The 14,554-nt window shown below is 71.4% G+C and carries 11 protein-coding genes and 1 pseudogene; 5 read left to right on the forward strand and 7 right to left on the reverse strand.

The window, feature by feature from the left end; translation table 11 throughout:
* Positions 1-22: 22 nt before the first annotated feature.
* The 3 genes from ABNF97_RS15600 to ABNF97_RS15610 form a co-directional block, all read right to left on the reverse strand.
* The gene (locus ABNF97_RS15600; RefSeq protein ID WP_349338957.1) at positions 23-2,524 is read right to left on the reverse strand and encodes a hypothetical protein; all 2,502 of its coding nucleotides are present in this window, start codon (positions 2,522-2,524) and stop codon (positions 23-25) included.
* 124 nt (positions 2,525-2,648) lie between these two features.
* Positions 2,649-3,425 carry an ATP-binding cassette domain-containing protein gene (locus ABNF97_RS15605; RefSeq protein ID WP_130461990.1) on the reverse strand — a complete coding sequence of 259 codons (777 nt, stop codon included), beginning with the start codon at positions 3,423-3,425 and terminating at the stop codon, positions 2,649-2,651.
* Between the two features lie 107 nt (positions 3,426-3,532).
* Entirely contained in the window at positions 3,533-4,726 is a 1,194-nt protein-coding gene (locus ABNF97_RS15610) for an ABC transporter substrate-binding protein (RefSeq protein ID WP_130461991.1), read from the reverse strand.
* 457 nt (positions 4,727-5,183) lie between these two features.
* On the opposite strand from ABNF97_RS15610, the pseudogene ABNF97_RS15615 reads away from it, so the two are divergent.
* The 5 genes and pseudogenes from ABNF97_RS15615 (at position 5,184) to ABNF97_RS15635 (ending at position 10,539) form a co-directional block, all read left to right on the forward strand.
* Positions 5,184-8,286 (forward strand): annotated as a pseudogene (locus ABNF97_RS15615) (sensor histidine kinase).
* The gene (locus ABNF97_RS15620; RefSeq protein ID WP_130461993.1) at positions 8,283-8,693 is read left to right on the forward strand and encodes a roadblock/LC7 domain-containing protein; all 411 of its coding nucleotides are present in this window, start codon (positions 8,283-8,285) and stop codon (positions 8,691-8,693) included. Before ABNF97_RS15615 ends, ABNF97_RS15620 begins: the two are co-directional and overlap by 4 nt.
* Positions 8,694-8,755: 62 nt before the next feature.
* Positions 8,756-9,121 (forward strand): DUF742 domain-containing protein, encoded by a 366-nt coding sequence (locus tag ABNF97_RS15625; protein WP_130461994.1) that lies wholly within the window; start codon positions 8,756-8,758, stop codon positions 9,119-9,121.
* The gene (locus ABNF97_RS15630) at positions 9,102-9,746 is read left to right on the forward strand and encodes a GTP-binding protein (protein WP_130461995.1); all 645 of its coding nucleotides are present in this window, start codon (positions 9,102-9,104) and stop codon (positions 9,744-9,746) included. The genes ABNF97_RS15625 and ABNF97_RS15630 overlap by 20 nt, the downstream gene beginning before the upstream one ends.
* Positions 9,747-9,819: 73 nt before the next feature.
* A complete protein-coding gene (locus ABNF97_RS15635) occupies positions 9,820-10,539 on the forward strand; it encodes an SDR family oxidoreductase (protein WP_130461996.1) in 720 nt (239 codons plus the stop codon).
* A 32-nt stretch (positions 10,540-10,571) separates the two neighbouring features.
* On the opposite strand, the gene ABNF97_RS15640 is transcribed toward ABNF97_RS15635, so the two are convergent.
* From ABNF97_RS15640 to nirD, 4 genes are all read right to left on the reverse strand, one after another.
* Complete coding sequence (locus ABNF97_RS15640; protein WP_130461997.1) at positions 10,572-11,348, reverse strand: ABC transporter permease subunit; 777 nt, start codon at positions 11,346-11,348, stop codon at positions 10,572-10,574.
* A gap of 135 nt (positions 11,349-11,483) precedes the next feature.
* Positions 11,484-12,509, reverse strand: coding sequence for an ABC transporter substrate-binding protein (locus tag ABNF97_RS15645; RefSeq protein ID WP_130461998.1), 1,026 nt, complete (start codon positions 12,507-12,509; stop codon positions 11,484-11,486).
* A 524-nt stretch (positions 12,510-13,033) separates the two neighbouring features.
* Entirely contained in the window at positions 13,034-14,122 is a 1,089-nt protein-coding gene (locus ABNF97_RS15650) for a uroporphyrinogen-III synthase (RefSeq protein ID WP_130461999.1), read from the reverse strand.
* Entirely contained in the window at positions 14,122-14,460 is a 339-nt protein-coding gene (gene nirD, locus ABNF97_RS15655; protein WP_130465825.1) for a nitrite reductase small subunit NirD, read from the reverse strand. The genes ABNF97_RS15650 and nirD overlap by 1 nt, the downstream gene beginning before the upstream one ends.
* Positions 14,461-14,554 lie beyond the last annotated feature (94 nt).

Below are 14,554 nucleotides of genomic sequence, written 5' to 3' on the forward strand. Positions count from 1 at the left end.
GGCACCGGGGCACTTGGGACGGTCAGTCGGCGTGGTGGCGGCCGGTCGATCGCAGTGACCGTCGTACGCTGCGGTCCAGCCCGAGGCCGTCGGCGGTCGGGTCAGGCTCGCTGAGCCCGCTCACCCAGTCGACGTACTCCTCGTCGCGGGCCGGCACGGGTTCCTCCGTACGGTTCCGCCCTTTCGTCTCCCGCTGCTTCGACTCGCCCTTGTCCTGCTTGGCAGCGCTTTTGTCGGTCTCGACGGCGCCGGTCTGCGCGGGTTCGGTGTTGCCCCGGTTGCGCCGGAAAAGACCGCGACGGATTCGCCCGGTCGGCCGATCCGGTCCTTCGGCCTCTGCGTCGGGTCTGCCCTCGGCAGTGCTTCCCGGGCCGGGTTCGGCAGTGCTTCCCGGGCCGGGTTCGGCAGTGCTTTCCGGGGGGCCGGGTTCGGCCGGGGACGCGACACGATCCGTTGTCGCCTCGACGGGTGCATCTCCGGAGACCACCGGAACGGCGGAGATCCGCCCGGTCCGGACCGCCTCCGACCTGCCCGTGCCCGATCTGCCCGCCTTCGCTCCGTCCGTTCCCGAGCCGGCCTGCGCTGGCCGGCTCTGGTCCGGTTCCTCCGGGGTGCCGCCCGGGGGCGACCGGTCCGCACCGGTCCGCCCGACACTGTCCGAGCCGGGGCCGGAACCGCCGGTGCCGATGGTGCCGGGGCTGGAAGTAACGGCGTCGCCGTCCCCGCCCGGCCGCCGTGCGGCCTCGGTCGACGGCTCAGGACGGTCCGGCCGGGGGCGACTGGCCGGCGCGAAGGCGTCCCAGGCGTCGTCGGTGCGGGCGGACGTCGCCGGCTGCGGCGTGGACCATGGCGCCGGTGTGGTGGGCGGTGGCGCTGGCCGCATGGGCGGCGGCGCCGGTGGTGCGGGCGGTGTCTTCGTGGCCGGTGTCTTCGTGGCCGGTGTCTCGGGTGCTGCCGGCGCGGTCGCAGCTGATCGCGCCGGTGTTGTCGGCGCCGTGCTGGTCGGCCAGAAGTCCTCGGTACGCAGTCGACGGGCCCCTGGCCGGCCGGCCGGGAGCTCGGCGTCATCTCCCGTACCGGTGTTCGGCCCGCCGCTGGCCGCGCTGGTCGGTTCGTTGGCCTTCTCACTGGCCGGCTCGACCGGTTCGGAAGCTGGGCTGACCGGTTCGGGGGTTGGGCCGACCGGCGCGGTGGTGCGTCGATGACCGCGCTCGGGCGAGGTCGGGGGCGCGATCGGCGTCGGTGCACCGAACCGCTCGGTGAGCGTCGAGTTCTCGGTCGACGGGCGGGGTGCCGGAATGCCGGCGGTGATGTCGAATGGCCGGTTTTCCGAAGCAGGCGAATGCCCCCGGGACGGTTCCGGCACCCGGTCAGTCCGCCCGCCGGCGGCCGAGCCGGGCGTCCAGGCGGGGGCCGTCGTCCCGGTGACCGGCGCGGTACCGGTCTCGGTGGAGCCCGCCGGAGGTTCGCTGCTCGGCATCTCCAGCCGCCAGGTCCGCGCGGCCGGGATGCCACGGTCGGGCGAGGCCACCGTCGGGATGACCGCGGTCGGCGCGTCGTTGTCGGTCGGCCTCGTGCCACTTTCGGTGGGTTTCGTGTCCCCGCTGGTCGACCTCGTGTCGTGGTCGGCCGGCGTCGTGCCGGTGTCGTCGGCCCCCGCCGGGGCGGCCGTGGTCAGCGGCCAGCGGGCCCAGGTCGCCAGCGCCGAACCCAGTGCACCCGCGCCGACGGCGATCAGCGCTCCCCAGTACGGGGCTGCCTGGTAGGGGTCGGTCGAGTCGCCCCGGCCGGCGACGACGTACGCCATGGCGAGCGTCAACGGCCCCGCCACTCCGCAGCCGGCGACCACCGGCACCGGCACCGGCAGTTCGCGCCAGCGGGCCAGGGCACCGGTGACCGCGCCCGCGACCAGGGCCAGCGCCGGCATGGTGACGACGGCGAGCCGCTGACTGGCGCCGCTGCCCAGCCAGCTCGGGTCGACGCCGCCGAGCCGTACGGCGGGCAGTGGGTCGGTGGGGCCGAGCGAGGGGAGTACGGAGAGTATGGCGAGGAACCAGACCGCGCCGGTCACCGCAGCGAGGTTCCAGAGCACCGGACGCTGGCTGAGTGCGGCCAGGGCGGCGACGAATCCGACCCCGGCACCGAGCACGGCGGCCACGCCGGCCAGGGTCACCGGGTCGGCCGCGGCGACCTGGGCCGTCCGGGCGGGCTGCATGGCGAGCGGGGCGACCGCGAGCGCGCCGAGGGCCGCCAGCCCCGAGATGGCCGCCCGGCCGCCGAGCGCGGTGGGCAGGGTGTACCTGCGGGCGAGCCGGTCGGCCAGCAACGCGCCGGCCACGGTCGCGACCATGGCGAACCATCCGACCCAGACGAGCTGGGCGGGCCACTGGTTCGGGGCCGCGCCGAAGTCGCGGTCGAGGCGGACGAGGCCGAGCCCGTACGCGATCCCCAGCTGACCGGCGCCGCTGACGATCCCGACCACGAGTGCGGCGAGCAGCACTCTGCCCCAGGTCCGGTAGGCCATGCCGGGCACGTTACGCACCCCTACCCGTGCCCGCCACCCTGGGCCGGAGGTCGGGCGTAGCCGGCGTATCCGATCAACTACTGAGCGTCGGATCGGCGCTGTTGGTCAGCCCGCATGCCGCCGGTCAGTGCCAGGCCGGGGCCGGGCTGGGGCGGTCGAGCAGGAGTTCGTGCAGCTCCGCGCTGGCCCGTGCGACATCCTCGAAGTGCGCGTTGCGGCCAAGTGAACGGGGGCGGGGGATGTCGATGCCGAGCACCTTGCGGATCTGCCCGGGCCGTGGGCTGAGCACGACGACCCGGTCGGCGAGCAGCACCGCCTCGTCGATCGAGTGCGTCACGAAGAGAATCGTCGCCGAGTGTTCCATGTGGATGCGCTGAAGCTCGACCGACAACTCCTCCCGGGTCAGTGCGTCCAGCGCGGAGAACGGCTCGTCCATCAGCAGCACCTTCGGCTGCTGGATCAGGGCCCGGCACAGCGACACCCGCTGCTGCATGCCGCCGGACAGCTCGTGTGGAAGCCGCTTCTCGAACTCGCTGAGCCCGACCATCGACAGCAGGTCGCGGGCCCGTCCGCGGTGTGCGGCCCTGCTCCAGCCGAAGATCTCGGTGGGCAGCAGCACGTTGTCGAGCACCGACCGCCAGGGCAGCAGTGCCGGACGCTGGAAGACCATGGCGATATCCCGCCGCGGCCGGCTGACGACCTCGTCCGCCACCCGGATCTCGCCCGCGGTAACCGGCAGCAGGCCGGCCACCAGGCGCAGCAGGGTCGACTTGCCGCAGCCGGAGCGGCCCACCACGGCGAGGAACTCGCCCTCGGCGACGTCGAGGTCGATGCCCCGCAGCGCCTCAACGGAACCGGACCGACCACCGAAGGTCCGGGACACTCCGGAGAGTCGGATCATGGCTAGGCCACCCCATTCGGCAGGTAGACAGTGTCGACAGGCTATCCCGGACACCCTCCGGCGGCGAGACCCGTTCCCCGCCGCCGGAAGGTGCGTCGGTCGTTGACTCAGCTGGCCAGCCGCCACCGGCCGCCACGGGCCACCAGCAGGCTCAGCGCCTGGGGCATCAGCCCCGAGTGGTTTTCCGGCGTCATCCGGATCGGACCGGAGAGGCCGTCGGTCTCGGCGGTCTCCAGCAGGCTGCGGATCCGCGGGCGGTCCGGTTCCTCGCTGTCACCGCCGGCCCGAATCGCCGAGTCTACGAGCAGTTGCAGCGCGTCGGCGGCGAACGACGAGTATCCGTAGTATCCGCCGAACCGGGCGGTGTAGTCGCGGAACCACTGCTTGCTCGCCGCCTTGGCCGGGGTGGTCGCGATCACGTCGTCGATCACCATGGTCTGGGTGAAGACCAGGGTGATGTTCTCCGCCGCGCGGCCGCTGTTGCCGATGAAGAGGTCGCCGGCGGCCACCGCGTCGAAGAAGACGTGACCCTGGTAGCCCTCGGCGCGGAGGCTCGCGATCGCCAGGTTGGCCTGGTCGGCGGGGGTCCACACCACGATCGCCTCGGGTTCTTCCGCCACCAGCGCGCCGACCGCCTGGCTGACGTCGGTGTCGGTGACCTTTACCTGCCGCTCCAGCAGAATCGGGATGTCGTTCGCGTCCTCCTCGACGCCGACGAGTTCGTTCTTCAGCGTCGTCGCGCCCTCCGCGCCGTACTTGTCGGCGGTGCGCAGCAGTGCCACCGTTCCGATCCGGCGGGCACGGAGTTCGGCGGCGATGGCGGCGACGTTGTCGCGGGCGTTCGGGCCGAGCTTGAACATGTATTCGCGGTCCGGTCCGGCGGTCACGTCACTGGCCGGCGCGAGCGCGATCGTCGGAACCTGCTTGGTTTTGACAGACTTCGCGGCACCGATGGCGCAGTCGTTGCAGCTGCCCATGATGATGCCGCTGATCGACGGATCGGCGGTGAAATCGCTGATGTTGGCTGCCGAGACGCTCGCGTCGAACTTGTTGTCCTTGACTTCCAGGCGGACCCGGCGGCCGCCCAGCGCGCCGGACTCGTTCAACTGCTCGACCTTGAGTTCCAGGGCCCGCTGGTAGGCCTTACCCACCTGCGGGGCTGCGCCGGACAGCTCCAGGTCGGCACCGATGACGATCTCTCCGGACTCCTTCGCCGGCGCGCCGAACTGGCAGCCGGTCAATGAAGTTGCCAGGATGGCCGACGCGAGCAACGCGGGTATCGCGGAGCGGATGGGCCTCAACTCAGTCCTCCAGGTATCCGGCGCGGGCGGGGGGCTTGCCCGGCCGCCGATCTAGTCGTCCACAATGGATGGGCAACAACATCTGCCGTACGGTTCACGCGAAGCCTTCAAACCCGCAAAACCTTGCCAATGCCGGCCGCCTGGGTCAAGCGCTGGACACCCGGCCGGTTTCGGGATGACGGGTCTCACATAGTGATAAGAGGGGGTACGGGTGCGGGATAACTTTCCAGATACAAGCGACCACTCTAGTGATATATGTGCTGATCAGAGACTTGGCGCCTCATCGATCTCTCGGCTTCGAGGGTAGTCGACGTCCCATGATGGACCTTTGCTGCCCTCCCGTCGCTTCCCAAAGCGGCCTTCTTCTGATGAAATCGCGGCCGTGCCGCGTGCGGCTCGATCCGCTGCAGCAGGCATCGGTCGACGGGTCACGTATTGAAACGACGGAGGCGATGTCGTGAGCACCGGACCTACGACCCTGCCCGCAAAAGGTATGCGGGGGGGGCGCTGCACCACGCCGCTGGCTACCCCGGCTACGGGACACCCGGATCCGGTCGAAGCTCGCGCTGCTGCTCGTCGTGCCTGTCGTCGCGGTTCTCGCGCTGGCCACGATCCGGCTGGTCGACATCGGACGGGGCGCCTACGACGCCGGTGTGCTCCGGTCGCTGACCGAACTCTCCAGCGACATCTCGGCGCTCACCCAGGACGTGCACAAGGAGCGGATCGCCGGCGCGCGGCTGCGTGCCAAGTCGCCGGAGACGACGACCGAGACGTTCGACGCGTACGTGCAGCGCACCGATGCCCGGATCGCCGCGTACAACGACCGGCGGGCACAGCTCAGTGACATCCCCGACTCGGTGGAGACCCGGCTGCGGGTCATCGACGATCGACTGGCCACGCTCAACGGCACCCGGCAGGAGGTGCTGGAACGCCCGCAGATGGCGCCCGGCGAGGTCACCCTCCGGTATGAGGTGATCATCGGCGACCTCGTGGCGTACGGCGAGAACCTCGGTGAGATCTCCGGTGAGAGCGCGGTCGGTGACAGCCTGCGTACCCTCGCCTCGCTCGCCCGGGCCAAGGAGGCGGTGGCCAAGGAGGAGGCGGTGGTCTACACCGCCCTGGCCAGCGGCAACGGGGTGCTGGACCAGGAGCAGTTCGCCGCCTACATCGCCACCCAGACCAGCAGGCAGGAGGCACTGCTCGCCTTCTTCGCCTCCGCGGACACCCGGCAGGCGGCGGTGCTCAACGGTGCCGTCACCGGTGACGCGGTGATCCTCGCGGACAAGGTGGGGCGGGACCTGAACCGGTCCGTCGGGCAGAAGGCGTCGATCAGCGCGAGCGAGGCGGCGATCACGGTCGGCTCGATCAACGACCTGATGCGCTGGGCGGAGACCCTTCTCGAGTCCGACCTGCTCGACCAGGCCGAGGCGGCTCGGGCCGACGTCGTCCAACAGGCGATCATCGAGTCGGTGATCGTGCTGATCACGCTGATCATCGCGCTCGCCCTCGCCGTGGTACTGGCCCGGTCCCTCAACCAGTCGCTGCGCCGGCTCCGTGAGGGCGCGCTCTCGGTGGCCAACCACGACCTGCCGGAGGCGGTCCGCCGGCTGCGGGACGTCGGCACCATCGGTGACGGTGGCGTCGAGGAGATCGTCCGACAGGTCCGGGACCCGATCCGACTCAACCACAAGGACGAGGTGGGCCAGGTCGCGCTCGCCTTCAACGTCGTCCACAAGGAAGCGGTCCGGATCGCGGCCGAGCAGGCCGCCCTGCGGACCAGCGTCTCGGCGATGTTCCTCAGCCTGGCCCGCCGAAGCCAGACCCTGGTGGACCGGATGATCGGTGAACTCGACGCGATCGAGCGCGGCGAGGAGGACCCGAAGCGGCTGGCCCAGCTCTTCGAGCTCGACCACCTGGCCACCCGAATGCGCCGCAACGACGAGAACCTGCTCGTGCTGGCCGGCGCAGACTCGACGGCACCCCGCCGCGACGACGCGCTGCTGATCGACGCGCTGCGGGCCGCGCAGTCCGAGGTGGAGCTCTACAACCGGATCGAGTTCGGCACCGTCGACCCGGACATCTCGGTCGCCGCGCACGCGGTCAACGACGTGGTCCGGCTGGTCGCCGAGCTGCTCGACAACGCGACCCGCTTCTCGCCGCCGCACACCACGGTGGTCGCCGACGCGCGCCGGATCCGCGACTACGTGCTGATCCAGGTGGAGGACCGGGGACTCGGCCTCAGCGAGGAGCAGATGGACGCCCTGAACCGCCGGCTGGCCGAGCCGCCGGCGGTCGACGTGGCGGCCTTCCGGCTGATGGGTCTCGCGGTGGTCGGTCGGCTGGCGCACCGGCACGAGATCCGGGTCGACCTGCGCCGCAACGTCGAGGGCGGTACGGTCGCCCAGGTCACCCTGCCGGCCAGCACGGTGGTACTGCCGAACCCGCGTGGCCGCGACCAGGTCCTCGGCCGGCAGCGGCAGCCGCTCGCGGTCGAGCAGGCACCGGCCGCGAGCCGGCAGTCGACCGGTGCCGCCTGGCAGGAGACCCTCTCTCCGGTCGGCGCGTCGCGTGCCGGCGGCAGCCTGACCGAACAGTGGCGCAGCGCGGCGGGCAACCAGCAGTGGCAGACCGCGGGTGACCAGACCGGTGCGATGCCGGCCGGCACCGGAGCACCGGTCAACAGCCATCTGACGGCGAGCCAGCTGCCGGCCGCGCCCACCCCGGCGTACCAGCAGGGCATGACGCCGACGTACCAGAATCCGGCGTCCACGGCCCCGCCGGCCCACACGGGCCTGGCCGGTTCGACCGGGGTCAGCTCGCCGACCGTGCAGTACCCGACGGTCGCGTCGTCGCTGCCGCAGCGCGGCGCCGCCGGCGCCGGCGCGGCACCGACGCACGCCATGACGCCGGCGGCGGCACCCTCCGGCCTGCCTTCCGGTCCGGTCGCGGGCACCCCGGTCAGCGCCGCATCCGCGGTCGCGCCCCGGGTGGAGGACACCGGCGAAGCACCGATCTTCCGCGAGATGGAGGCGGTCTGGTTCCGTTCGCACGGGTCGGACTCGACCGCGATCTTCACCGTGCCGCCGGACGGCTACCAGTCGCCGCCGGCACCGAGCGGGGCGACCCCCGGTCGGGCCCCGCTGACCGCCCGCACTCCGGGCCGTTCCGCACCGCCGCCGGCCCCCTACGCGCCGCCGGCGCCGCCACCTGCCGCCGCGCCGCCACCGCCGGCCCCCGCGCCGGCCGCCCCGCCGGCGCCGGCCGCGCCGAACGGGAACGGGGGAGCCTGGCGGACGGCGGCCGACGAGGGTTGGGCCCGGGCCAGCCGGGCGGCGGAGCCAGCCAACGCCGGTACGACCCGGTCCGGCCTGCCCAAGCGGGTGCCCCAGGCGCAGCTGGTGCCCGGTGGCGTCGAGCCCAAGAGTGCGCGTGAGCGGACCAGGCGTACCCCGGACGAGGTACGTGGTCTGTTGTCGGCCTACCACCGTGGCGTACAGCGCGGCCGGACGGCCGGTTCCGAGCAGAACGGCATGATCCCAACCAAGGAGACCAGCGGATGAACAGGCCAGCAGCGATACAGGACATGGGTTGGCTGCTCAGCAATTTCGCCGACAGTGTCGCCGGCATCGCACACGTCGTCGCGGTCTCGGCGGACGGACTGCTCCTCGCCTCCTCCCGGGACCTGCCGGCGGACCGGGCCGACCAGCTCGCGGCGATCACCTCCGGCGTGGTCAGCCTGACCGACGGCGCCTCCCGGATGTTCAGCGCCGGTGGGGTGCTGCAAACCGTGATCGAGATGGACAGCGGGTACCTCTTCCTGATGTCCATCAGCGACGGCTCCTCGATGGCCGTGCTGGCGGCCCGGAGCTGTGACGTGGGCCAGGTCGGCTACGAGATGGCACTGCTGGTGGAACGGGTCGGCGCCGCGCTGGTGCCATTGCCGCGCGAGGCTGTCTCCCGTCCCTAGCCGGGGAGATCAAGGATGGCAACGGTGCAACCGCGACTCGACGCTGAGGAGGTGACCACGGTATGGAGGGACGACGCGACGACCCGCGTGGCGCGCTCGTCCGACCGTACGCGGTCACCCGCGGCCGTACCGAACCTCGCCAGGACATCGCGCTGGAGGCGGTGCTCGTGGCGAGTCCGGCGGCGGTCGTGGAGTCCCGGTTCGCCGGCCATGACAAGCACCGCATCGCCACGATCTGCGAAGGCCGGGCGCAGTCACTGGCGGAGATCGCCGCGTACACCCGGCTGCCGCTGGGTGTCGCCCGGGTGCTGGTCGCCGACATGGTGGCGGACAGCCTGCTGACGCTGCACAATGCCGCTCCACCGGAGGCGTACGAGGAGCGGATGGAACTGCTTGAGAGGGTGCTAAGTGGACTTCGCAGGCTATGACCCGGCCGGGCCGCGTCGCGGCGGCGGTGGTGGTGGCGGTGGTGGCGGTATCACCTCCGCGAAGATCGTTATTGCCGGCGGGTTCGGCGTCGGCAAGACGACGCTCGTGGGCGCGGTCTCCGAGATCACCCCGCTGACCACCGAGGCGGTGATGACCGCGGCCGGTGTCGGCATCGACGATCCGTCGAAGGTGCCGGGCAAGGAGACCACCACGGTCGCCATGGACTTCGGCCGGATCACGATGGCCCAGGACCTGATCCTCTACCTGTTCGGCACGCCCGGACAGACGCGGTTCTGGTTCATGTGGGACGAGATCATCCGCGGTGCGGTCGGCGCGGCGGTGCTGGTCGACACCCGGCGGATCGCCGACGCCTTCGCACCACTGGACTACTTCGAGAACCGGCACCTGCCGTACGTCGTGGCGTTGAACCGCTTCGACGGCGCGCCGCAGTACGAGCCGGAGGAGGTACGCGAGGCGCTCGCGATCGCCCCGCACGTGCCGCTGGTGATGTGCGACGCCCGACACCGCGAGTCGGTCAAGCATGTGCTGGTGAACGTGGTACAGCACGCGATGGAGACGTTGCGCGCGGAGCACGGTCGGGGGCGGCCCACTCCGGTCGGCTGACTCTCGCGGTTGGGCAGGATTGCCGGGCCGGGGAGGCTCCGCGCTTCGATCCTGCACAACGAGGGGGACGGACATGCCGCAGCACAGTGGCCCCGATGGCGGCTGCGTGGTCGTCATCGGGGGTACCTCCGGCCTCGGCCGGGACCTGGCCGAGCACTACGCGAAGCGGGGGCTCGAGGTCGTCGTGACCGGGCGGGACCCGGCCCGGACCGATCGGGTCGCCGCCGAGATCGGCGGCCGGACGACGGGTGTCGCCGTCGACCTCACCGAGCCCGGGTCGGTCGCCGCCGCGCTCGCCGGGATCGGCGAGGTCAGGCACCTTGTCCTCGCCGCGTTCGTCCGCGACGTCAACAAGGTCTCCGACTACCAGATCGACCGCGCGGTCAGCCTGGTCACGGTCAAGCTGGTCGGCTACACCGAGGTGGCGCACACCCTCCGGAACAGGCTCTCGCCGAAGGCTTCCGTGCTGCTCTTCGGCGGCGGTTCCAAGGACCGGCCGTTTCCCGGTTCGGCGACGGTCTCCACGGTGAACGCCGGAGTGGTGGGCCTGGTGAACGTGCTCGCCGCCGAGCTGCGGCCGGTCCGGGTCAACGCCCTGCACCCGGGGATCGTCGCCGACAGCCCGTTCTGGGCCGGGCAGCCGGCCGAGGTGCACGCGACCTACACGGCGCGCACCCTGACGGGCCGGCTCACCACGATGGCGGACGTCACCGACGCCGCCGTCTTCCTGCTGGAGAACCCGGCCGTCAACGCGGTCAACCTCGACCTCAACGGCGGTGCCGGACTGGCCTAACCCTGCGCATGGCGGTGCGGAGCGGGGGTGGCTCAGCCGGAGATCTTCCTGGCCCACGGCACCGCGAGTCGTTCCGCCCCGACCACGGCGTAGAAGAGGCCGATGCCGAGCACCCCGGTCAGGGCGATCGCGGCGAACGCCAGCGGGGTGTCGAACGACTGCTGGGTGCTGTAGATGACCGCTCCCAGACCCTCGTTAAGGGTCTGCAACTCGGCCACCACGGCGCCGATCAGCGAGAGTGTGATGCCGAGCTTCAGCCCCACGAAGACCTGGGGCAGCGCCCACGGCAGCCGTACCTTGAGATAGATCTTCAGCCGGGAGGCGTCCAGCGACCGGGCCAGTTCGTAGAGGTCGGCCGGGGTCGAGGTCAGGCCCGCCATGGTGGCCACCATGATCGGGAAGAAGGCGATCAGGACGACCAGGGTGACCTTGGCCCGCGAGTCGTACCCGATCCAGAGGATCAACAGCGGTACGAGGGAGACCTTCGGCACCGCGTTGAAGGCGACGATCATCGGCAGGGTGGCCTGCTCGATCAGGCGTGAGCCGGTCAGCAGCAACGCCGCGACCACCCCGCCGGCCGCCGCGATGCCGAAGCCGGCGAGCGTCCCCCAGAGCGTCGCCCAGGCCGCCTCGAACAGGTAGGCGGGCTCCCGGTCGAAGGCGTCGACGACCTCCGGCGGGGACGGCAGGAAGAGGGTCTCGACGTCGAAGACGATGGTCACCAGCCACCAGAGCCCGATCGCGACGACGGTGCCGGCGATCGGCAGCACGATCCGGGTGCCGGGGGACAGGTCGCGGCTAACGGTCATCTGATCCGCCCGGAGGGGGTGTCGTGCGATCCACCCGGAGGGGTCCAGACGCGCAACGTGTGCTCTCCTCTGCGTCGCGAAAGGGGACGGCGAGTGGCTGCCCACTCGCCGTCCCAGAGGTGTCACGCCGGCCGGTCAGGACCCGGGCGCGATGGAGAAGTCGATGACCTTCTCCGGGGTGAGACCGCTCGGGATGAGTTCAGCGCCCTGGAGGACGGCGATGGCCCGGGCGGCACGCTGCTCGTCGAGCGCGCCGATGGCGTTGCCCGGGGCCGAGGTGACGTACGGCGTCATGAGCTTGATCTCCGCCGCCGCACCCTGTTCCTGCACGTTCGGGTTGTTGGCTTTCATGATCTTCGCGGCCTCGTCGGGATTTTCCACCGTGTACCTGAGGCCCTTCAGGGCCGCGTCCCGGAACCGCTTGACGACGTCCGGGTTCGCCTGCGCGTACGTGGCGGTGGTGGTGAGACCGGTGCCGAGCAGGTCACCGAGGTAGTCGGCGACCGGCAGGACCGTCATCTGCTGTTTGGTCACCGTCTCCACGGTGTTCCGGGTGATGACGAAGGTGCTGAGTACGTCGACCTTCTTGCCCACCAGCAGGCTCACCAGGGTCTGCGGGGTCGCCTCGACGAACTGGAGCTTGCTCGCGTCGAAGCCGGCGAGCCTGCCGTACGCCGGGAGCAGACTCCGGGTGATCGAGCCCTGGGCCACCCCGACCCGCTTGCCCTCGAGGTCCTTCGGCTTCGTCACGCCGGAACCGGGCGGGGCGAAGATCGCGACCAGGGTGCTCTGGTGCACCGCGGCGATCACCCGCAGGTCGGTGATCTGGCCCTTTCCGGTCTGAATCATCAACTGCGTGACGTCGCTGTAGGTGAACTGCGCCTTGCCGGAGAGCAGGCCCTGGTTGTTGGTGGCCGGGGCGCCCTTCTGGATGGTGACGTCGATCCCGGCCTCCTCGAAGAAGCCCTTGTCCTTCGCCACCCAGGCGAACGCGTCGTGTCCGCCGGTGCCGAATCCGGTGAGGTAGGTCACCCGGTCCGGGGTCTTGCCGCCGGTGTCGTTTCCGCCGGCGCCATCCGAGTCCGAACCCGAACAGCCGGCGGTGACCAGCAGGCCCGTTGCCAGTGCCACGGCGGCCAGCACGCGTATGCGCCTCGTCATTCCTACCCGTCCTTGAGAGGAGATTTCATTGAGGATGTGAATGGGCTGTCAGGTGCGCTATCGGCCGCGTCCCGATGGCTCCGCGGGCGGGCGGCACAATCGGCGGCCTTTGACGGCCTTCGACGGCCGGATCCGCCATGACCGTAATGCCTCGCTCGGTGTCTCGGGCAGTCCTCCTGACGCGCGTGCGAGCAGGTGCGACGCGACCTGAAATGGGTTCGACCAGGGTGACGAGGCGGCCCACCAGTCCCCTGTGCGCAGTCCCGGAGGAGAGTTCCTACGGCTCTCGGGACGTTGCGGCCTTACATTGCCAACCGCCTGTCGGGCAGTCAAGGGATCAAACCGAGCCGATACCCAAGCGTGAGGCGGCGGTCCTCCGGTCTGACCGAAGAGGATTCCGGCCGGATCGAGAAGGATTCCGGCCGGGTCGAAGAAGATTCAGGTCGGGTTGAAGAAGATCAGGTCGGGTTGAAGAAGATCAGGTCGGAAAAGGCCAGATCAGAAAAGCTCGGGCCGAGGAGCGGTCAGTCGACCGGCAGCCGGTAACCGCGTTTGACCACGGTCTGCACCACGCCCGGGGTACGTAATCCGGCTCGCAACCGGGCCACCGCCATTTCGACGGCGTGCTCGTCGGCGCCCCTCGGCAGGGTACGCAGCAGGGCGGCCCGGGACATCACCCGGCCGGGCGTACCGGCCAGGGCGCGGAGCACCGCCATCGGGGCGGGGGCCAGCGGTCGCAGCTCACCGTCCAGGATGGCCGCGTGCCCGCGCAGGGTCAGCAGGTGCCCGGCGACCTTGACGCTGACCGCCCGTTGCGGCAGCTCGTCCACGATGATCCGGACCAGGGCGCCGAGCCGGGCCCGACCCGGCGACACCACCGGCACGCCGTGCCGGCGCAGCGGGGCGGCGGTGACCGGCCCGACGCAGGCGGCCAGGACGTCGGAGCGCATCGCGTCCAGCACCGCCTCGGTGTTGGGGCCGGCGGCCCGCAGCAGCGCGCCGACCGCGGGTGCGGAGGTGAAGGTGACCGCGTCCACCAGCCGGCCGGCGATCAGGTCGACCAGCCGGTGCAGCGGGGCCGGGTCGGTCGGCGCCGCCCAGCGATAGACCGGCACCTCGAGTACGCTCGCGCCGGCCGCCTCCAGCGCGGCCGTGCACTCCGGCTGCCGCTCGCCGTGCAACTGCATCGCGATCAACTGGCCGCGTACGCCGCGCTGCCGAAGGTGTTCGATCACCTCGTCACAGCTCTCCGAGGCGGGGGACCACTCGTCGCGCAGACCGGCGGCCCGGATCGCGCCCCGGGCCTTCGGCCCCCGGCTGACGATGTAGGCCCGGGAGAGCACCGCGCGCAGCGGCTCGGCCAGCCCCCAGCCCTCGGCCGCCTCCAGCCAGCCGCGCATCCCGATCCCGGTGTTCGCCATCAGGACGTCGGGCGGGTTGTCCAGGCAGGCCCGGGTCGCCGCGCGCAGCTCGGTGTCGTCGGCGAGTGGCACGATCCGCAGGGCCGGGGCGAGCACCACCCGGGCGCCGCGCCGTTCCAGCAGCGCGGTCAGTTCGTCGCGCCGCCGGTCGGCGGTGACCCCGACCGTGAAGCCGGAGAGTTCGCCGGACATCAGGTGTCCCCGGGCGGCCGGGCCGCCACCTCGACCAGCCCGTCACGGCACCGCACCCGGTAGGTCGGCACCGCCACCCCGGGCAGGTCCAGGCAGTCGCCGGTACGCAGGTCGTACACCTGTTTGTGCAGCGGGGAGGCGACGGTCGGGATCTCGCCGCGGCTGCCGACGATGCCCCGGGCCATCACGTGCGCGCCGGCCACCGGGTCCCGCTGGCCGATCGCGTAGACCCGGCCGTCGTGGGTGCGGAAGACCGCCACCTGCTCGCCGCCGACCAGCGCGGCCACCCCGCGCTCCGGCTCCAGCCGGCGGTACGGGCAGACGACCGTCCAGCGCACCGCCTGGCCGCCCGTACCGGCGACCTCGGTCAACTCGTCGTCGACCGGCGGGCCGTCGCCGATCGTGGTGTGCGAAGTCGTGGTGTGCGAGGTC

This window comes from Plantactinospora sp. B6F1 (assembly GCF_040120695.1).
In the GTDB taxonomy this organism is placed as follows: Bacteria; Actinomycetota; Actinomycetes; order Mycobacteriales; family Micromonosporaceae; genus Plantactinospora.